This window comes from Marinifilum flexuosum (genome assembly GCF_003610555.1).
In the GTDB taxonomy this organism is placed as follows: Bacteria; Bacteroidota; Bacteroidia; order Bacteroidales; family Marinifilaceae; genus Marinifilum; species Marinifilum flexuosum.
Genome location: NZ_RAPQ01000008.1, coordinates 2,040,264 through 2,059,843, shown reverse-complemented (window position 1 = coordinate 2,059,843; position 19,580 = coordinate 2,040,264). Strand labels below are relative to the sequence as shown.

The window sequence follows — 19,580 nt, the reverse complement described above, 5'->3', positions numbered from 1 at the left end:
TTTTTATTTTTTAAGAGAAAACCACATGAAACAACTCATCCTGCTATCATTTATTTTATTGAATGCAACGTGGATAAATGCTCAAAATACCAAGGAATACTCGGTTGCCATTTTGGGCGATGATTATATTCACGAAACAGACTCGATCTTAAATCGGTTGAAAGCTGAAATTAAATCTGTTGTATCTCAGGAAGCTACAATTGTATTTAAGGAGAAATATTTTTTAATGAACCAACTAAGCCAGGAAAAGGCAAAAGAAAACTATCAAACTGTTGTAAACACTGATGATGTTGATTTGATATTATCCTTTGGTTCCCTTAACAATTTTGTGATTGCTCAAAACAAAACATTTCCGAAACCAGTTATTTTATTTGGTGTTATTAATGATGATTTTATAGAGTTCCCCGAAGGTCAAAACTCTTCGCAGGTTAAAAATCTGACCTATATATTAACTCCTAAATCATATAAAGAAGACTTATCTGATTTTAAGGAAATGTACCCTTACAAAAAAGTTGGAATAATTTTAGATGAGTATTTAAGCGAAATCTACCCTGTTAAAGAAACATTAGACAAAATTCTAAGCGAGATCAAATCGGAGTACAAACTTATCTCAATATCATCTGCTGATGAGTTAGACAGCCAGCTTGAAGATATTGATGCTGTATATATTTCCGGAGGCCTATATTTCTCTAAGGAGGAAAGACAAAGAATGATTGATATGATTAACAATCGAAACTTGCCATCCTTCACTTCATTAGATGAAGAATTTTCTTCACTAGGAGTACTCCTTAATAAACAACCTATAAATGAGTTAGATCAGTTTTTCAGGAGAATTGCTCTAAACATTGAAGCTGCAGTATTGGGAAATGATTTATCGGATTTGCCAATTTATTTAGACGTTGAAACCAAACTTCTTCTAAATATCGAAACCTCTTTTAAAATTAATTTCCCACTGAAATACAGCTTTTTAATTAAAACAAATATTATTGGAAATGCCAATAAGCTCTCTTATAAAAAGAAGTATTACCTAGATGATTTTGTTTATCAACTTCTGGAAAAGAATTTAAGCTTAAAAGCAAGTAAGTTTGATATTAATTTGGCCCAACAAGAGGTAAAGTTGGCAAACAGTCAATACCTACCAAATCTTACAAGTTCGGTAACCGGTTCTCATATTGATCCTGATTTAGCCAAGGTTTCAAACGGATCGAATCCCGAGTTTACCACAAGTGGTAATGTTAATATTGAACAACTTCTATTTTCGGAACAAGCCAGTGGAAATATCAAAATTCAGAAAACACTGGCAGCTGCAAGCCAAGAGAATTACAATGCCGTTGAAAAAGATGCAATATTAGATGCGGGTGTTACTTTTTACAATGCATTAATTGCAAAAGCCAATTACCTAATTAATGATGAAAATCTAAGGGTTACCAGAAAGAATTTTGAAATCGCAAAGCAAAATTACTCGGCTGGACAAACTGGGAAAGGAGATGTTCTGCGTTGGAAAAGTGAATTGGCACTCGCAACTCAAAATATCGTTAATGCTTACACCAACTTTATTCAAGCAATGCATGCCATCAATCAACTTCTAAATAATCCCATCAACTACAAAATTGACATCAAACACTCTTTGGTAGATGAGAATACAGAAGATCAATTTAATTACAAGGGCCTAATCGCACTGATTGATGATCCAATTTTAAGAAGTAAACTGTTAAAATATTTGGAGACAGTTGCTATTGAAAATGCTCACGAACTGAAATCTTTACAGTTTAATATTGAAGCATCAGAGAGAAGTGCAAAACTATATCAAAGAAGTAAATTCATTCCAAGCATTGCCTTGCAAGGAGGATACAATTATACTTTTTCAAGAGATGGAAAAGGAAGTACATATCCTACAGGAATTGTAGGTGCTCCAGATGGATATTACAATGTTGGTGTACAATTAAGTCTGCCTATATTTAATCAAAATCAGAGAAGTTTAAACAGGCAAAAGTCATTAATTCAACAACAGCAACTAAATATTCAAAAAGAAAATACTGAAACACTTATAAAGAAAAATGTAAATGATATTGTATTTACCATATTGAATCTTTACACCAATATTGAATTATCAAAACTTACCACCAAAACAGCAAAAGAAAGTTTGGAGCTTATGCAAATTTCTTACTCGAATGGAGCGATAGGAATTACAAGTTTAATTGATGCACAACAAGCATACTTTCAAGCACAGCAACAACAAGCAAGTGCTGGCTATAACTTTTATCTAAGTCTGTTACAAATGGAAAGAATACTATCCTATTATTTTTTCCTAAATCCGGATGAAGAAAATCAAACTTTCATTCAAAATCTTCAAACCTATCTTTTAACCAATAATTAAACCAGTACAATATGAAACCATTATACATTTTAGCATTAAGCTTATTCTTGTTTGCATTTGGATCTTGTGGCAATGGCAACGAAAAGCAAAAACAAAAACGATACCGACCAGTAAAATTTCAAGAGGTAAGTTACTCAGGAATAGGACAAGTTCGATCATTTAATGGAACTGCCAGATCTGATAAAGAAATCAACTTAAGTTTTAGAACTTCTGGTATTTTAACTGTTTTAAATATTGCCAATGGTCAATCGGTAAAAAAAGGTGATTTATTGGCAAGGATCGATAATTCTGAAGCTCAATTGTCCTTGGAACAATCAATATCAGCGCTTAGCAGTGCGAAAGCAAACTTAAACACAGCAACTTCAACACTGGATAGAACCAGAACCCTGTTTGAGAAAGGAAGTGCCTCATTAAGCGATTATGAAAATGCAAAATCCTCTTACGCTTCGGCTAAAGCAAACTATGAATCCTCGAAACGAAGTGTTGAAATACAACAAAAACAAGTTGGCTATGGAATTATCTACTCTCCGTCCAATGGAGTTATTGCGGCTAAAAATGTAGAGAACAATGAGAATGTAAGTGCAGGACAAATTATTGCAATTCTAAACGCTGGTAGTTTTATGGAGGTAAGTCTTGGTTTGCCTGAAAACGTAATCAACAGAGTACTACAAGGGATGGAAGTAACAGCAACATTTCCTGCTCTTCAGGGCAAAGAATTTCAAGGAGTAGTAAACGAAGTATCTCCTTCAATAAGTGAAGGCTCCGCTACCTATCCGGTAAGAATAAAATTATTAGGTGAAACTTCTGAAGTGAAGTCAGGAATGGCAGCACATATCAAATTTAAATTTGCCGAAGCTAATAATAGTGAAAGCTTAATTGTTCCGATTTCAGCAGTGGGTGAAGACAGCAAAGGCAACTTTGTTTTCATTATAGAAAAAGAAAACGAAAATATTGGTGTAATTAAAAAACAACACTTTAAAGTAGGCGTACTTTCTCCTATTGGATTTGAAGTGAAGAGTGGATTAAAGGCAGGTCAGATTGTGGCTACTGCTGGCTTACAAACACTACTTGACGGACAGAAAGTTAGTTTAAAATAGTATTCACCTCCAAACAAAGCAATTATGAACCTTACAAAATTTGCTATTGAAAAAAGCCGAATAACCTTTACTCTGCTTGCCGTGGTGGTGATTTTAGGCTTGGCATTATACGAAACACTACCCAGAGATAGTATGCCACCATACACAGTTAGAGTAGCTACCGTTGTTTCCTCATTCCCTGGAGCCGGACCAGAAAGAGTTGAACTTTTGGTTACCGACAAGATAGAAAAGAAAGCGCAAGAAATTCCTGAAGTAAAAGAAATTAATAGTACATCCAGAACTGGTTTATCGGTAGTAACAGTAAAGCTTAAAGACGAAGTTGCTCCTGAAGAACTTCAGGCAATTTGGGATAAGCTCAGAAGAAAAATAAATAGTCTTAGAGATCTGCCTCAAAATGTAAAACCAAACCTTAATGATGATGACGTTGGTGTGGTGTATGGAATTATGGTTGGATTAATAAGTGATGGCTACTCTTATGTAGAAATGAAAGAAGCAGCCGATAAACTAAAAGATGCTCTAATTAAGCTCGACGACGCAGCTAAAGTTGAACTTGGAGGTGTGCAAGATGAAAGAGTTTTTATTGAGTTTGACGAATCACAATTGAAAGAATATGGATTAAGCTCATCTAAGCTTCAAAGTATAATTGCATCTACCAATATTTTAGATTCAGGTGGAGAAGTTAATCTTGAATCGGAAAGAATAGTTCTTGAACCAACGGGCAACTATGAATCATTGGAAAGTATTGAGAATACATTAATTCCAATAGGTGATGGAAGTCAAGTGGTACAATTAAGAGATATTACCAGCATTCGCAAAGCATATGTTGAACCTGCCAGCACCATTGTTCATGTAAATGGCAAACCAGCAATTTCACTTTCTATCTCCTTAATGGATGGCGCTAATATTATTAAGCTGGGTGAAGATGTAGATAAAGTTTTGGCTGAATGGAATGAACAATTACCAATTGGTTTAAATGTTCAACGTTTAACTTCTTTAGATCACTATGTTGATAAAAGTATAGATAATTTTATTGGCAATTTGGTTCAATCTATCGTGATTGTATTGGTGGTAATGCTGATCTTCCTGGGATTGAGAACGGGTTTGATTATTTCCAGTTTGATTCCTATTGTAACCATCATGACCCTAATGTTGATGGGACTTATAAACATGGGACTAAATCAAGTTACATTAGCTGCATTAATCATGGCGCTGGGAATGATGGTTGACAATGCCATTGTAGTTTCCGAATCGATAATGGTTAAAATGGAGAAAGGAATGACCGTAAAAAATGCTGCTGTTTCATCTTGTTCCGAGCTAATAGTCCCTTTATTAATCTCAACCTTAACCACTTCGGTTGCATTCCTATCGTTCTATTTGGCAGAATCAACCATGGGTGATATTGTTGGACCAATTTTCGTGGTTATCACATTGGCCTTGGTATCTTCATGGATCATTTCTCTTACCATCATCACCATGTTGTGTTTTTACTTCCTAAAAGTGAAACCAAAAGAAGAAGCTAAACCGAACTTCATGGATCGTATTTTTGATGCATTAAAAGTATATTACAAATCCATCATCTTATCCGCTTTAAATCGCAAAGGCATTGTTATTGGAGGAATAGTTCTACTATTCTTTTTATCCTTAAAAGGATTTAGTTTGGTGCCATTCATTTTCTTCCCGGATAGTGATAGAAACATGATTACCGTTGACATTAATCTGCCTTTGGGAACAAAAATAGAACAAACTGAAAAGGTGGTAAAAGAGATTGAAAAACACATTGCTGAAGAATTACAGGTAAATACTGAGAGAGAAAAGGGAATCATTGACTGGTCTTCCTTTATTGGACAAGGACCGGAATCTTATGACTTGGGATATTCGCAGGATGAAGCAAACTCGAGCTATGCTCACATTCTCGTAAATACAAGCTCCTTCGAAGAAAATGCAGAAATGATTCGTCGATTGGATGAATTCAGCTTTAAACATTTCCCTAATGCAGATATTAAGGTTTCAGCATTAGGTTCGGGAGGTAGCGGAACCCCAATTGAGATTAAGGTAAAAGGAGATAATCCAGATATTTTAGCTGACCTATCGGAGAAGATAAAATCAAAATTATCGCAAGTACAAGGAACCAAAAACGTTAAAGATGACTGGGGGCCAAAAACCAAAAAATTTGTGATTAATATCAATCAGAACAATGCACAAATTGCAGGCATTACCAATCAGGATATCGCTACATCATTAAAAACAGTACTGGATGGATTTCAAACTGGCGAATATCGCGAGAATGATAAAAATATTCCGATACTATTAAGAGGTTTCGCAAGCCAAAATCAAAGCTATGAAAAGATCGAGACCATGAATGTCTTCTCTCAAAGCTCAGGAAGAAGCGTTCCTCTTTCTCAAGTGGCCAGCATTATCCCTCAATGGCAATACGCAAAAATTAAACGCCTTGATTTGATTCGAAGCATTAATGTTTCGAGCGAAATCACAGAAGATGGCAATGCTTCTGAAATAATGGATGAGGTGCTACCCTGGTTGGATGAAGATGTGAAAAGTTGGCCTACTGGATACGATTACGAACTAGGCGGTGACAGTAAAAATACTGCTGAAAACATGGGTGCGGTAATTGCATATCTGCCATTATCTGCATTTCTAATTCTGTTATTGCTGGTCATTCAATTCAATTCGTTTAGAAAAACTGCAATGGTGGTAAGTACAATTCCATTGGGAGTTATTGGTGTAGTAATTGGATTAATTGCACTTCGCTCCTATTTTGGTTTTATGGCTTTCCTGGGTGTAATATCACTTGCCGGAATTGTAATTAATAATGCCATTGTATTGATTGACCGGATTGAAATTGAACTCTCCGAATTGAAACGAACACCACAAGATGCAGTAATTGCAGCTTGCCTGCAAAGGTTCAGACCAATTCTGTTGACCACATTTACAACTTCCTTAGGATTAATTCCATTGTACCTGGGTGGAGGCTTAATGTGGGAACCAATGGCAGCCTCAATTATGATAGGATTACTTTTTGGTACAGTAATTACGCTGATTTTTATACCTGCTCTCTATAGTGTATTCTATAAAGTAAATTATAAAGATTATCAATTTAACGAGACACTCCTACAAGACTAAAACAAATAAAATTCAATAAAGCCTGTCAATAAAAATTGACAGGCTTTATTATGCACATTAACAAATCAATAACAAGCCAGATTATTCTAATTCAATGATTAATGGTATATTTAATACTTACAAGTCTTATTTATACAATATCATAAAAATGAAGATGCTATTCTCGATCTCCTTACTGATTGCAATCTGTATGACAGTTAAATCTCAGGACTTTGAAACCTTAAACTTTAAGGAACTAGAACCTACATTCCACCTACAGAATGATACCACATATGTTATCAATTTTTGGGCCATGTGGTGCAAACCTTGCGTTGAGGAGCTTCCGGAATTTGAACACATCCGAAAATCATACGAAAATAAACAAGTAAAGGTCATATTAATAAGTCTGGACTTTGGAGCAAAAGTAGAAGAACGACTGAGCAGATTTCTTACGAAGAAAAATATAAATGCTGAGGTGGTAATTCTAGATGATCCGGATGCAAACTCATGGATTGGTAAAGTGGATAACAAATGGGATGGTGCATTACCAGCAACAGTGATATATAAAAAGGACAAACGAAAATTCTTTGCAAGGAAAGTAACTTATTCTGAACTAGCAGAGACAATTGATAATTTGAATAGATAACAACCAATTTATTTAGATGATGAAAAAAATATTATTCCTAAGTTTCCTGCTAATATCAGCAGTAGCAATTCATGCTCAAGAATATAAGGTAGGCGATTCAGCTACAGACTTTAAGCTGAAAAATATCGATGGCAAACACATCTCACTTGCTGATTACAAAGATGCAAAAGGATTTGTGGTGATTTTTACCTGTAACCATTGTCCATATGCCGTGGCTTATGAAGACAGAATTATTGATCTCGATAAAAAATACAAGAAGAAAGGTTTTCCTGTAATTGCTATTAATCCGAACGATCCAGCAATTGTTCCAGGAGATTCTTTTGAAGAAATGCAAAAAAGAGCCAAAGAAAAAGGTTTTACATTCCCTTATCTTTTTGATGCAAAACAAGAAGTGTACAAGAATTTTGGAGCTACAAAAACTCCACATGTTTACATTTTAAGCAAAAATGGTAAAGATCTAAAGGTAGAATACATTGGTACCATCGATAACAATTATAAAGATCATTCGAAAGTGAGCATCAAATATGTTGAAGATGCCATTAATTCTCTTTTAATGAATAAAAAGCCAGCAGTAACTTACACAAAAGCCATTGGTTGCTCAATTAAAACAAAAGGATAGATTTTAATTATGAATTATAAGTGATTAATTATAAATACAGCTAATTAGCAGAGTTAATTAGCTGTGTTTCTATTAATTCTTAATTGAAAAATTATTCTGTAATTTTCAAAGACAACTTTCCAACAACTCTTCCCGATTCGCTGTATTGATGTGCTTCTGCAATATCATCCAATTCGTAAGATTTATCGATGTAGGTTTTAAGTAATCCGGCATCAATAAAATCGGCCAACAACTCAAGATCCTTTTTACTTTCCTGTACAAAGATCTTTTTCATTTTCTTAGAGCTTACTAAATTGTGAATTGAACCCAACAGAAGAATATTAAAAGAAGGTAAGGTAGTTACGTATACTCCACCTCGCTGCAACAAATGTTTCACTTTTGAGTATTCCAGGTTACCAACCACATCGAAGAAAATATCGTACTCCTCCTGAAGTTCCAATAGATTCTCATTTTCGTAATTGATCACTCGATCAGCACCCAGCTCTTTGGCAAATTCTATATTTCGTGTACTACAAATACCTGTGGCCTTACATTTAAATGCTTTTGCCAATTGCAGGGCAAATGAACCAACACCACCCGAGCATCCATTAATCAACACACTCATTCCTGCCTTTATACCACCCATATTTCGCAGAGCCTGCAAAGCAGTTAATCCAGCCAAAGGAATTGTAGCAGCCTCTTCAAAATTCATATTCTGAGGCTTTAAAGCCAAATGATCAGGAGTTGTAGCCACATATTCGGCATATGCTCCATTTTTGATAATGTCTACTTTCCCGTACACCTCATCGCCTACTCGGTAAAACTGCACCTTATTGCCCACTTCTAATATACGACCTGCAATATCTCCTCCTAAAATACAAGGTAATTTCTTCCTCATAAATAGCTTTAGCAGACCTTTTCTTATCTTCCAGTCAACTGGATTAACTGAGGAGGCATACACCTCCACCAATACTTGATTTTCTTTTATTTTCGGTCGATCCAGATTGGTAATCTCCAATACATCAGGAGAACCGTATTTTCTCATTACTATAGCTTTCATCGTCGTTTTCTTTTCGCTTAGGTTCAATTTGTCCTGAGTACAAAACTCACTAATCAAGTTACGACAAGTTTGGCTCAATTTCAAGATATTAGAAAGCACCGTAGATCTATCTTATAACCACAGAGTACACGGAGTAACACAGAGGTCTAATTTGTCATTATTTTACTCGGTGTACTCTATGGTTAAATTGCACAAAACACTGCGCTTACCGTTTCATAATTGTGTATGAATGCAGCTATAGAAAATCCTGTTTGCTTAATTAAAATCTTTACTCCGACAACATATAGGTAATTTCAACATGGTCAGTCAGTACAATTGGATCTGGATTGGTGAATGATTGTGAACCCGAATATCCAGCCTTGCTTACTCTCATTTCGGCCATGTGCTGCTTTGGTCCGTATATGGTTTTAACTGTTCCGTAATTGATATTCTGAATGCTTTTAAGCTGAACTTCTGCAGATTCTGACAATATCTTCGCTTTGGTTTTGGCATCACTCACAGCCATTGCAATTAATTTGGCCTCGGTAGCTTTAATTAATTCAGGACTTAAACCATAGTTGGCATTGAAATTCAACTCCACATCCGACGATTTTAATACCTCTAGACAAGAGTGAATGGTTTTTGGTTTGGCTTCCAACTTTAGCTTGATACTATAATTGGCACGGTAACCATCAGGAATCTGTTTACCCGATGAATAGGTTTTCTCTTCATTAATTCGCTGACCAACATCAAATATTTTCAAACTCTCAATCTTTGCCAACTTCAATGATTTCTTTAAACGATCTATAGCAGAAAAATTTTTGTCTAAACAAGCTTCGTATTCGTTTGCCTTGGTGCTTACATTTACCGATATCTCAACGATATCCGGTTCTTGAAATATCTTGCTCTCCCCTTTTACATCTAAAGTAGGATAAGTGCTTTGGGCATTTACACATATACCTGTTATAAGGATCGCCACTAATAGAATTAACTTCTTCATAATTTAAAATTTATTGATTTATTGTTTCTTATATCATCTAAAGAATAAAGAGAAAAAATTCACATCCAATAAAAAGACTATTTAGTCTTTTTTAACTATCTTGCGTCCTCTTAAATTCAAAACACGTTTGATTTAGGAACGATTACTTGCAATAAGTTATCAATGTAAATTATCAGCAAAAAAGGCTCTCTTAACGGGAGCCTTTTTTAGCATTCTTGATTTTATCTCATTTTATCCCAATCGCCATCAAACAATAATTGGGCCAAGTTTTTTCTATCTCGCTTAGGCGATTCCATTTCTCGCATACTTTCGGGTAACTGTTTAGCATCTCCCAGGTAACCAAGAGCAATCATGGTAACCGGTTCAAAATCTGCCGGGATATCAAAAACTTCACGAGCCTTTTCAGCCGAGAAACCAGCCATTTGATGCATGTACAAATCCATACTCATGGCTTGCATGGACATATTGCCAATGGCCAAACCCAAATCATGACGAGCATGTGCATTGGGATTTTGATTGCGTGCAAATTTTTTGGATACTACGGTTAAAATGATCATCGGAGCCGTCTTTACCCACATCTGATTAAACTCGCCCAAACAAGAAAACAACTGCTCGTATCGTTCCGGATAGTCCTTGGTAGCATATACAAATCGCCAAGGTTGTTCGTTATAACATGACGCAGCAAAAGAGGCCGCCTCAAACAATTTTTCAATCTTGTCCTCCTCTATTTCCTGATCGGCGAAAGCTCTCGGACTCCATCTTTTATCAATTAATTCGTGTATCTGTGCCATATGTATTGGTTTAAAGTTTTTTCACAAGCCCCAAATATCAAATCCCAAGCTCCAAAGACCAAAGATTGGGATTTGGTGCTTGTATTTTGAAGCTTGAATCTGAATATAACTCTTTTTTAACAATTATTAAGGACTAGGTAGTAGTTTATTCTATATATTTGATGCCTAATTCGATACTACAATTATTACATATCCAAATGGTATTGAATCAACTGATATTTACATCCTGATGGAAACAAAATTCTTTTGGGATAGTATAAATACAAATCGGTAAAAACCGATTTAAGAATCTTTGAAATAAGAATGAGAGCGAGCGTTTTTTTATTGATACCTCTGTTACTATTTATGCTTTTGGTAGACATTTACACTTACCGTGGCATAAAACCTCTGATTGCAAGAATTAACAATTCAATTGCACGACACACATTAACGTATTTATTCTGGAGCATTTCAGTTTTTATTTTTGCTGCCTTTACCACATTCATGTTTGGTATTAAGCACGTGCAAAAAGCCGATGCCTACATCTATTCTGGCTATTTGGTGGCCGGATTTGCGTTATTTTATTTTCCAAAGTTTGTATTCATATTTTTCGTCTTAATAAAGGACATACAAGGGGCGATTAGGAGAACCATAGCATGGTTCAGAGAGAGAAGGAATAAAAGTGTACCACAATTTAATTCGAAGAGAAAGATGGAGAGATCCGAGTTTTTGTACCAAATGGGATTGGTATTGGCTGCCATTCCGTTTGCATCTATCCTTTACGGAGTAACCAAAGGAAAATTCAACTACCGAGTAATGCGCGAAAGTATTCGTTTCAACAATCTTCCGAAAGCATTTAAGGGTTTAAAAATTGTTCAGATATCGGATATGCACCTGGGAAGTTTCAACAAGAACTTCGAGAAGGTGGAAAAAGCCGTTGAACTGATTAATGAGCAAGAACCAGATTTGATTGTTTTTACTGGGGATTTGGTAAACAACTTTGCCGAAGAGACCGATGGTTGGGCTCCCGTACTCGCTAAAATGAAAGCTAAAATTGGCAAATACTCCATACTGGGCAATCACGATTATGGCGATTACTCTTATTGGCGATCGGAAGAAGATAAAGCTAAAAACCTTGCGGCAATCAAACATTTTCACAAGCAAATGGGATTTCGATTGTTATTGAACGAAACCGAAACCATTAATGTGAAAGGAGAAGAAATTGCTTTGGTAGGTGTTGAAAATTGGGGTAAACCTCCATTCCCTCAGCATGGCGATTTAAACAAAGCTACCCAAGGCACAGAACATCTTCCGTTTAAAATATTATTGAGTCACGATCCTTCGCACTGGGACGAGGAGGTGATTAAAAACTCAAATATCGATCTTACTTTTGCAGGACACACCCACGGCATGCAGTTTGGAATTGAACGTGCAGGAATCAAGTGGAGTCCGGTTCAATACAAATACCCACGCTGGGGCGGATTATACCGCGAAGGCGATCAGTACCTATATGTAAATCGCGGATTTGGATACATTGGTTTCCCGGGAAGAATTGGTATGCCACCCGAAATTACAGTGGTGGAATTGGCATAGAAAATAATTTCATTAGATATTTTAGGGATACGTCATGACGTATCCTTTTTTTATACCTGCCACTACACAAAAAACACCCCATACAAAACAAGCATGCATGGGGTTAAAATATATTAGTTTGTAAGTAATAAATTACGACTCGTGGCTTGAAGCTTCGCTAACAGCCTCTTCTTCGGTAGTTTCTTTCTCTTCTTTTTTGGGTTTACGAGCATCTACAACCGCATTGTACTTTGGAATCACACTATTTACCTGATTAATAATGGTAGAATATGTCTGATCATCACTAATTGTGGCAAAAGCTTCAATTCTCGCTGTTAACACTCTGTACGATTCAATCATTTGATTACGAATATCAATAATTTTTATATCCGATTGCTCAGCATCCTCCTTAACACGATCTAGATAATCCGTATTAAATTTAGCGTTAGCTGTTTCTAACTCGTTGGCCCAATCTGTAAGAGATAATTTACTCAAAGCATTTATCAAAACACTTTCATTTTTCCATTCTTGTAAAATAGAATCAATTATTGCTGTTTCGCCCTGGTAATTTTGCTTTGCAATACGCGAACCATACTTACCTAAAGAATTAAGTAATACAGCAGCTGCCATTACATATTCAGCATCGAAGTGATTACAAAAACCTTCAACTACTGCTTGAATACCATTTATGGCTTTATCACGACGTGCATCGTCCTCTTCTAACAATTTGGTGATCTCACTTCCCCTATCAGGCATATACAATGCCGTCATAGCTGATAATAAGGATGCAAAAGAATCTGATTGCACTTTCACCTTCAAAGTTTCCAAATCATAACCAGTAAGTATTTCAAGAAAATTCTTATTATACTGGATAAATTCATTGTGTCTTAGTTGTCTTAATTGTATGGATTTAAAATTCATAATGTGTTAGTTTTGTTATTTTCACCCATGAAGTTATTTAATTTATAGATAACAAACAATTAATTTCATAATTTTTATGAATCGTAAAATAAGATACAAAAAACTCTTCTATAAAGCCGTCATTCTATTGGCGCCATGTATTTCATAATTAAATACTCCTTAAAAGCAGATAAACATTAGTGGATAAAGGACCGTTATTTATCTCCTCCCACGGGCGGGAGCAAAATAATGGTATGTTATTTTCTTCCTCCCCACGGGAGGAGCAAAATAATGGTCGTTATTTTCATGCTCCCCAGGGGAGGAACAAAATAATGCTACCTTATAAACTTGCTCCTGTGGGGAGGAAGGAAATAACACCATAGCATTGATATTTTTCCTCTTGAATTGAAAAAATATTAAAGATTGAAGTGTGGATGTATTAATAGTTGCTGTGTACCATTTGTAATTTGAGAAGTAATCCTAACAGTACAAAGAGAGGTAGTTAACTTATACAAAAACTAACTTTCTTATTTTTATTGATAATGAATTAGTGTACAGAACAATACTGTATGTGATTTATGATTAAATTTAGTGTACTAACAGAAATTGATTTTTAACCTCTTACACAACAGATAAGTGATATAACATCAATATGATGTTATTCTTACGTTGTTTAAATACCGTAAAACCAAACACATTTAAACAAATCCTGAGAAAAACATTATGCAAAAGAATATAATATTAATTTGTTTACTCCTTCTCGTATTTAAATCTAGTTACTGTCAGGTTGATAGAAAAGATAGATACAATGTGGGTTTTAAGTATTTTAAGGCGACAGACAATTCGAGAAATTATATTATTGGGCATGATACAGTAAATCGCCCCATGTTGATTCATTTTTGGTATCCCAGTCAAAATAATCCTGAATTGAAATGTATGTCATTCAAAGATTATATTGATTTGATAGCAATTAGAGAAGATTTTGAGAGAGAACAGCAGGACATTGATAAGATCTCTAACAACTTTGTTAATGCTTACTTGGGATTTTCAAAACAGCAATTTGGAATTGACACATCAATAACAACAGAAGAGGTGCTAAATAGCCCGGTTAAAGCAATACTCAATGCAAAACCAATTGATAATAAATTTTCTCTCATCATATATGCTCCATCCAATAGTAAGTCAGCAGTACAAAATCATATTATGTGTGAGTATTTGGCCAGCAATGGATATTGTGTTGTTTCAGTTGGCTCTGCAGGACATGAATCCTTAAAACGATATGACCAAAGAAAAGCTACTGTAGCACAAGTTCGTGATATGGAATTTAGTGTAAAATACATTAGTGATTCATTGAAATTAGATTTTTCTAATATTGGATTATTCGGGTTTAGTACTGGAGGTATGGCGACAATAATTTACCAGATGCAAAACCCTGAGGTAAAGGCTGTAGCTAGTTTAGATGGAAGCCATGAATACGGATTATATTCTGTATTAAATAAAATTGAGAAGTTCACTATTGATAAAGCAGATACTCCTTATCTAATGATTGCCAATAAGTACAAAGACTTTTCAATTTTCCCTTATTACAGTTCAATTTCTACAGAGGATAAACATCTGTATCAAATGACTGCAATAGGCCATAACGGATTCATATCCTATTGGCAACAATTTGCCATGTGCGGTAAGAATAGTAAGGCAAATAACACAACCGAAAGTTATACTGTGCTATGTAAGAGCCTTACTAGTTTTTTTAATGACAAGTTAAAATCGGGAAATAAAGATTCAAAAGAATTTGAAATACAGAACAATAAATTAATTCAAAAGAACGGCACTGATTATAACATTGCTGCACAATTACTTAATCGGATAATACAAGACGGGGTTGATAATTCAATGAGCTGGTTGAAATCAAACAAGGTATTGTTTAAAGGCAAAGCCAATATGATTAATGTAGTAGGTAAAATGTATTTAGGCAATCAAAATGATATTGCAATAAAAATTTTCACCGCTAATACAGAAATTCATCCTGCTTCCTGGGAAGCTTTTTATAATCTGGCGCGTGCATACAAAGAAAGTAAGCAGATAAATGCTGCGAAAAGTGAAATTACCAAAGCAAGGAATATTAATAACGAAAATGAAGATATTCAGAAGTTATATGATGAGATAATAAATGCAGAATAAATTACTTAGCGCAACCCTATCGCTGGCGCAAGCTCAATGTCATTAGGTTAAGGTCCCGATAACGTGGGTATTGCACTTTACACATACGTTTCACTAATTATAAACTATGCAAAAATACTTAATCAACATAGCCATTCTTCTAATAGGCATTGTAATCGGTATTACCATTACAAAACATTTTTGGGGAGTGAATCAACTCAATTCAGAAATTGACTTAATCAAAAAGGAGAAATCTGAATTAATAGAAATCATTAACGACAATGCCAAAATTCTACAACTACTAAACAATTATGATCTGGCTGAAGCTGACAGTGAACAAATAAAAATTGAGCTTGATGGTTTGATCTCTGATATTAAAGAAAAACAGAGGACTGCTTACTCATGTGGATATAGAATTATTGATTTAGAAGCAGATTCGAACATTAATGCTATAGACACCGTTTTTTCAAGACATACTTTCATTGTACAAGAATATGGGATAGCATGGGATTATATTATCCCACAAAATTAAACTGCGTTCAAAACACTATCATCCAATTAACAAAACCACGCAACCATCTGAAAATGATTTCATCTTACCAATAAATCCTAACAATAATCACACAAAAATGAAAACACTAAACCTATCGTTCCTACTTATCTTATTGATTCTATCCGTAGCCTGCGATGAAACTCGCTACGGAGGAGGCGGATACAAGTACAATACTGGTAGTCTTCCTGAAACTCCCGTTAATTTGGAAGATTTTAATACCGAGTACGATGATTATAACTCAACTGCTCCTACATTGGGCTATCTAATCCCATTCTGCTTTTCAACAAACCGGAATAGCCAGGGAAATGATTTTGACGTGATCTATCAACCAATGAATGTGAATTTCGACAAAACCACAGGTGAATTGATCGTGAGCAATGAATATTCCAATTGGGGCATTTACAAGGAAGAGTATAATATTATAGAAATGGGAGTTGATAAAATTAAAAGCGTTGGCAATGAGTTTGGGCCTAACCTAATTATTACACGCGATTTTAATGATACTTATTTCTCACTTTTGTATGCAAGCGATGTTTCGGGCGATTTTCAGATCAATTTTATCTCTAACCTCAACGAAGCGAACTTTACCGCCCCCAAGGAAGTATCATTTCTGAACTCTGAATTTGACGATCTGTATCCTTGTTTCAATTCCGACAATACCAAGATATTTTTCTGCTCGAACCGCGAGGAGGACAATTTCGATTTCTATTCCGTTAATGTAGATTCTGATATGGATTTGGAAACTCTTTTATCTGATGATACATTACACGAAGTCAATAAAGAAGAGGCACTCTCGAGTACAGCAGATGACAAGTGTCCATTTATTTTTGGTAACAAAATGGTTTTTGCCTCGAACCGAGAAGGTGGCTTTGGCGGATACGATTTGTACTACTGTAATTATGAAAACGGGAAATGGAGTCAGCCGATCAACTTTGGAGAAGGCATTAATTCTGAATTCGACGAATACCGCCCAATATTGATAGATGAAGGGGTAAGCTACACGCAAACTATGATGGTATTTTCATCGAACAGAACTGGTGGAAAAGGAGGATTTGATTTGTATTTTGTAGGTATCGACTACGAACATACATATTGGTAAAATCAACTAAAATATTATTTCATGCCCAGACCAAAAACAAAAGAAGAACTGCTAAATACCAGTTGCGAAAACTATTCAAAATTGTTTTCTTTAATAGATTCATTAACCCATGAAGAACAACAGAAAGAGTTTGTATTCGAGGATAGAGACCGTAATGTTAGGGATGTATTGGTGCACCTGTATGAATGGCAAATTTTGTTGCTAAACTGGGTTCAATCCAATCAATCGGGAGCAACAGCAAAGTTTTTACCCGATAATTACAATTGGAAAACCTATCCTGACATGAATGTAAAAATATGGGAAAAGCATCAGGAAACTGATTATGAAAAAGCCACTACCCTCTTGAATCAAACTCATAAAAAATGTATGGATTTGATTGACTCATTTACCGAAGAAGAACTGTTTACCAAGAAATATTTTCAGTGGACAGGTTCAACCAGTTTAGGCAGTTACTGTGTTTCTTCAACATCGAGTCATTACGATTGGGCCATAAAAAAATTAAAGAAACACAAGAAATTAATAAGATTATAAATGAAGAAACAACTCAACATACTACTTGCCTCTCTTGTGCTTTTATGTTCGTGCAAAGGACAGGAATCAGTAATTGACAATAGCGTGGTTAAGGATTTGAATATTGATCGTTACCTGGGAAAGTGGTACGAAATTGCACGCTTCGATCACAGTTTTGAAAGAGGTTTGGTGGGGGTAACTGCCGAATATTCCATGCGTGAGGATGGAAAAATAAAGGTCGTGAACTCGGGATACAAAGGGAGCCTGGATGGAGAGAAATCGGAAGCCATTGGCAAAGCGAAAATTCCCAATCCAAACATTCCTTCCAAATTGAAAGTTTCCTTCTTCTGGATTTTTTATGGCGATTATTTTGTTCTGGAATTGGATGAAGATTACCAATGGGCCATTGTTGGCAGCAATACCGATAAATATTTGTGGATACTATCACGAAAGCCACAAATGGATGATCAACTGTACCTCGAACTAGTAAATAAATTACAAGCAAGAGGTTACGATACTAGCAAGTTGATAAAAATAGAACAGTAAAAGCTTTAAACCCTATTCTCTTAATCTTATTTTTTCAAAGTGAGTAAAGCAATACTATCCAACAATTCCCTGGAAATTCTGGCCATTGTTCTTACCGTATTGGGTAAATTCCTGTTTATGGATTATTTAAACTGGCGATTTCCTTTCGTTTTAAGTGCCACCATTTTGTGGTGTGCATACATTTGGTACAGGAAGAAAAACAACAAGGAAATACTAAAATACTGGGGATTTAGAACCGATAATTTTAAAAGTGTTTTAAAGGTAGTTCTCCCCTTCGGTCTTACTGCAGTAATCGCATTTTTTACAATTGGTGGCATTCAAGGAACTATTAATGCAACATGGCACATCATCCCGGTTTTGTTGTTTTATCCACTATGGGGCAGTATTCAACAATTTCTATTAATTGGTTTGGTGGCAGGAAATCTGTACGACAATCCCAATCGCAAGCTCAACAAGCACATTATTGTACTATTAGCAGCCACCCTATTCGCCTTGGTTCACTATCCCGATTACTGGTTGATTGGTGGTACTTTTATTCTGGCAATATTCTATGGATACGTTTATTTGAAGGAAAAAAACTTGTATGTACTGGGAATCTTTCATGGTTGGTTAGGGACTTTGTTCTATTACACGGTATTAGACAGTGATCCTTTTTATGAAATATTTGGGAACTTGTTGAATTTGTAGAATAATCAGCATGATTATTTAGCAATGGTAATCCAAATAAATTATCGGGACTATCTAAGCTTAACAAGAAAATTATAAACAGATGAATAAAATTATCATTGGTATTATTTTGGGAACATTACTTTGCTCCTGTTCTTATAAGAATATCTATACTCTAAAAGAATTTCATGTAAATCCGTTACAGTCAGAATATCATTCGGGATACTCAGAATACACAGCTGACAAATACAAAATTCAGTTGAAGTATATTAATAGAAACGAAGATAAAATTGACTTTGAGGCAATAATCACCAACACCTCTAAGGACACCATTTTTATTGATCCCAGTTTGTTTTACTACAAGGGTTACCGAAAAACTGAAATTAGCTTATACAACAATATTCAAACCTATTCTTGTATCAATTCTGATAGTTTATTACAAAGAGCATTGATAGTAAAACAAGAGTTAAGCCATGCAAAAAATCCATACTCTCTAGAAAATTATAAGACTAAAACTATTATAACCGAAGCTTTGGTTACAGGTACTATTCATGCCCTTTTAGGAGTAAAGGATGATGAAGATGATTACGAATATAGAGAAGAAAAGGAAGCCAATTGGGAAAAAGATCGTATCCAAGCACTAAAACACTGCGACGAAACCATTGATTACCTTCAAAACGAAGCCATTTTAAATACAAACCTGGCACCAAACGATATGGTAAAAGGCAAATTGCGTTTCACACTGATATTAAAAGCAAAAAGGGTAAAGTTTTATTTTCCTGTAGCTGAATGTCAAACCTCATCCTTAATTTTTGATCAGCAAGCATTTTACAAATAGAGCCTATTAATTCATTCGCTCTTTTCTGTAAGTTCGTCCTACAAGATCATATCGCATCAAAAAACCACAAACTCTTATCGAATTTGTGGCTT

Annotated in this window: 17 protein-coding genes; 13 read left to right on the top strand and 4 right to left on the bottom strand. The window is 35.1% G+C overall.

Going from position 1 to position 19,580, the window contains the following annotated elements; all coding sequences use genetic code 11:
• Positions 1 to 25: 25 nt before the first annotated feature.
• From BXY64_RS08355 to BXY64_RS08335, 5 genes are all read left to right on the top strand, one after another.
• On the top strand, positions 26 to 2,377 hold the full coding sequence (locus BXY64_RS08355; protein ID WP_120239424.1) for a TolC family protein: 2,352 nt from the start codon (positions 26 to 28) through the stop codon (positions 2,375 to 2,377).
• A gap of 11 nt (positions 2,378 to 2,388) precedes the next feature.
• Positions 2,389 to 3,474 carry an efflux RND transporter periplasmic adaptor subunit gene (locus BXY64_RS08350; RefSeq protein ID WP_211334439.1) on the top strand — a complete coding sequence of 362 codons (1,086 nt, stop codon included), beginning with the start codon at positions 2,389 to 2,391 and terminating at the stop codon, positions 3,472 to 3,474.
• A gap of 24 nt (positions 3,475 to 3,498) precedes the next feature.
• The gene (locus BXY64_RS08345) at positions 3,499 to 6,612 is read left to right on the top strand and encodes an efflux RND transporter permease subunit (protein ID WP_120239423.1); all 3,114 of its coding nucleotides are present in this window, start codon (positions 3,499 to 3,501) and stop codon (positions 6,610 to 6,612) included.
• A 148-nt stretch (positions 6,613 to 6,760) separates the two neighbouring features.
• Positions 6,761 to 7,237 carry a TlpA disulfide reductase family protein gene (locus BXY64_RS08340; RefSeq protein WP_170150616.1) on the top strand — a complete coding sequence of 159 codons (477 nt, stop codon included), beginning with the start codon at positions 6,761 to 6,763 and terminating at the stop codon, positions 7,235 to 7,237.
• 19 nt (positions 7,238 to 7,256) lie between these two features.
• Entirely contained in the window at positions 7,257 to 7,856 is a 600-nt protein-coding gene (locus BXY64_RS08335) for a thioredoxin family protein (RefSeq protein ID WP_120239421.1), read from the top strand.
• A 91-nt stretch (positions 7,857 to 7,947) separates the two neighbouring features.
• Here the strand turns inward: BXY64_RS08335 and BXY64_RS08330 are convergent, their stop codons facing one another.
• The 3 genes from BXY64_RS08330 to BXY64_RS08320 all read right to left on the bottom strand — a co-directional run bounded on the left by BXY64_RS08330 (position 7,948) and on the right by BXY64_RS08320 (position 10,665).
• Positions 7,948 to 8,895 (bottom strand): NAD(P)-dependent alcohol dehydrogenase, encoded by a 948-nt coding sequence (locus BXY64_RS08330; protein WP_120239420.1) that lies wholly within the window; start codon positions 8,893 to 8,895, stop codon positions 7,948 to 7,950.
• Between the two features lie 268 nt (positions 8,896 to 9,163).
• Positions 9,164 to 9,874 carry an SIMPL domain-containing protein gene (locus BXY64_RS08325; RefSeq protein ID WP_120239419.1) on the bottom strand — a complete coding sequence of 237 codons (711 nt, stop codon included), beginning with the start codon at positions 9,872 to 9,874 and terminating at the stop codon, positions 9,164 to 9,166.
• A gap of 221 nt (positions 9,875 to 10,095) precedes the next feature.
• Positions 10,096 to 10,665: a nitroreductase family protein gene (locus tag BXY64_RS08320; protein ID WP_120239418.1), complete on the bottom strand. Its 570-nt coding sequence runs from the start codon at positions 10,663 to 10,665 to the stop codon at positions 10,096 to 10,098.
• Between the two features lie 303 nt (positions 10,666 to 10,968).
• Between BXY64_RS08320 and BXY64_RS08315 the strand changes: the two genes are divergently transcribed.
• Positions 10,969 to 12,237 (top strand): metallophosphoesterase, encoded by a 1,269-nt coding sequence (locus tag BXY64_RS08315; RefSeq protein WP_120239417.1) that lies wholly within the window; start codon positions 10,969 to 10,971, stop codon positions 12,235 to 12,237.
• A gap of 132 nt (positions 12,238 to 12,369) precedes the next feature.
• On the opposite strand, the gene BXY64_RS08310 is transcribed toward BXY64_RS08315, so the two are convergent.
• On the bottom strand, positions 12,370 to 13,137 hold the full coding sequence (locus tag BXY64_RS08310) for a DUF6261 family protein (RefSeq protein ID WP_120239416.1): 768 nt from the start codon (positions 13,135 to 13,137) through the stop codon (positions 12,370 to 12,372).
• Between the two features lie 702 nt (positions 13,138 to 13,839).
• Between BXY64_RS08310 and BXY64_RS08305 the strand changes: the two genes are divergently transcribed.
• The 7 genes from BXY64_RS08305 (at position 13,840) to BXY64_RS08275 (ending at position 19,488) form a co-directional block, all read left to right on the top strand.
• A complete protein-coding gene (locus tag BXY64_RS08305) occupies positions 13,840 to 15,297 on the top strand; it encodes a tetratricopeptide repeat protein (RefSeq protein WP_147375948.1) in 1,458 nt (485 codons plus the stop codon).
• 106 nt (positions 15,298 to 15,403) lie between these two features.
• Positions 15,404 to 15,808 (top strand): hypothetical protein, encoded by a 405-nt coding sequence (locus tag BXY64_RS08300; protein WP_120239414.1) that lies wholly within the window; start codon positions 15,404 to 15,406, stop codon positions 15,806 to 15,808.
• Between the two features lie 97 nt (positions 15,809 to 15,905).
• On the top strand, positions 15,906 to 16,928 hold the full coding sequence (locus BXY64_RS08295; RefSeq protein WP_120239413.1) for a TolB family protein: 1,023 nt from the start codon (positions 15,906 to 15,908) through the stop codon (positions 16,926 to 16,928).
• Between the two features lie 21 nt (positions 16,929 to 16,949).
• Positions 16,950 to 17,459, top strand: coding sequence for a ClbS/DfsB family four-helix bundle protein (locus tag BXY64_RS08290; protein WP_120239412.1), 510 nt, complete (start codon positions 16,950 to 16,952; stop codon positions 17,457 to 17,459).
• Positions 17,460 to 17,984: a lipocalin family protein gene (locus BXY64_RS08285; protein WP_120239411.1), complete on the top strand. Its 525-nt coding sequence runs from the start codon at positions 17,460 to 17,462 to the stop codon at positions 17,982 to 17,984.
• A 39-nt stretch (positions 17,985 to 18,023) separates the two neighbouring features.
• Positions 18,024 to 18,671, top strand: a complete 648-nt coding sequence (locus BXY64_RS08280) for a CPBP family intramembrane glutamic endopeptidase (RefSeq protein WP_120239410.1) — start codon at positions 18,024 to 18,026, stop codon at positions 18,669 to 18,671.
• 82 nt (positions 18,672 to 18,753) lie between these two features.
• A complete protein-coding gene (locus BXY64_RS08275) occupies positions 18,754 to 19,488 on the top strand; it encodes a hypothetical protein (protein WP_120239409.1) in 735 nt (244 codons plus the stop codon).
• Positions 19,489 to 19,580: the final 92 nt, after the last annotated feature.

Bases quoted from the DNA above. Each gene is read 5' to 3' on its own strand.
- BXY64_RS08315 (WP_120239417.1), top strand. From the start codon at position 10,969: ATGAGAGCGAGCGTTTTTTTATTGATACCTCTGTTACTATTTATGCTT.
- BXY64_RS08275 (WP_120239409.1), top strand. From the start codon at position 18,754: ATGAATAAAATTATCATTGGTATTATTTTGGGAACATTACTTTGCTCC.
- BXY64_RS08325 (WP_120239419.1), bottom strand. From the start codon at position 9,874: ATGAAGAAGTTAATTCTATTAGTGGCGATCCTTATAACAGGTATATGT.
- BXY64_RS08305 (WP_147375948.1), top strand. From the start codon at position 13,840: ATGCAAAAGAATATAATATTAATTTGTTTACTCCTTCTCGTATTTAAA.
- BXY64_RS08355 (WP_120239424.1), top strand. From the start codon at position 26: ATGAAACAACTCATCCTGCTATCATTTATTTTATTGAATGCAACGTGG.
- BXY64_RS08335 (WP_120239421.1), top strand. From the start codon at position 7,257: ATGAAAAAAATATTATTCCTAAGTTTCCTGCTAATATCAGCAGTAGCA.
- BXY64_RS08350 (WP_211334439.1), top strand. From the start codon at position 2,389: ATGAAACCATTATACATTTTAGCATTAAGCTTATTCTTGTTTGCATTT.
- BXY64_RS08330 (WP_120239420.1), bottom strand. From the start codon at position 8,895: ATGAAAGCTATAGTAATGAGAAAATACGGTTCTCCTGATGTATTGGAG.
- BXY64_RS08320 (WP_120239418.1), bottom strand. From the start codon at position 10,665: ATGGCACAGATACACGAATTAATTGATAAAAGATGGAGTCCGAGAGCT.
- BXY64_RS08340 (WP_170150616.1), top strand. From the start codon at position 6,761: ATGAAGATGCTATTCTCGATCTCCTTACTGATTGCAATCTGTATGACA.
- BXY64_RS08300 (WP_120239414.1), top strand. From the start codon at position 15,404: ATGCAAAAATACTTAATCAACATAGCCATTCTTCTAATAGGCATTGTA.
- BXY64_RS08285 (WP_120239411.1), top strand. From the start codon at position 17,460: ATGAAGAAACAACTCAACATACTACTTGCCTCTCTTGTGCTTTTATGT.
- BXY64_RS08310 (WP_120239416.1), bottom strand. From the start codon at position 13,137: ATGAATTTTAAATCCATACAATTAAGACAACTAAGACACAATGAATTT.
- BXY64_RS08295 (WP_120239413.1), top strand. From the start codon at position 15,906: ATGAAAACACTAAACCTATCGTTCCTACTTATCTTATTGATTCTATCC.
- BXY64_RS08345 (WP_120239423.1), top strand. From the start codon at position 3,499: ATGAACCTTACAAAATTTGCTATTGAAAAAAGCCGAATAACCTTTACT.
- BXY64_RS08290 (WP_120239412.1), top strand. From the start codon at position 16,950: ATGCCCAGACCAAAAACAAAAGAAGAACTGCTAAATACCAGTTGCGAA.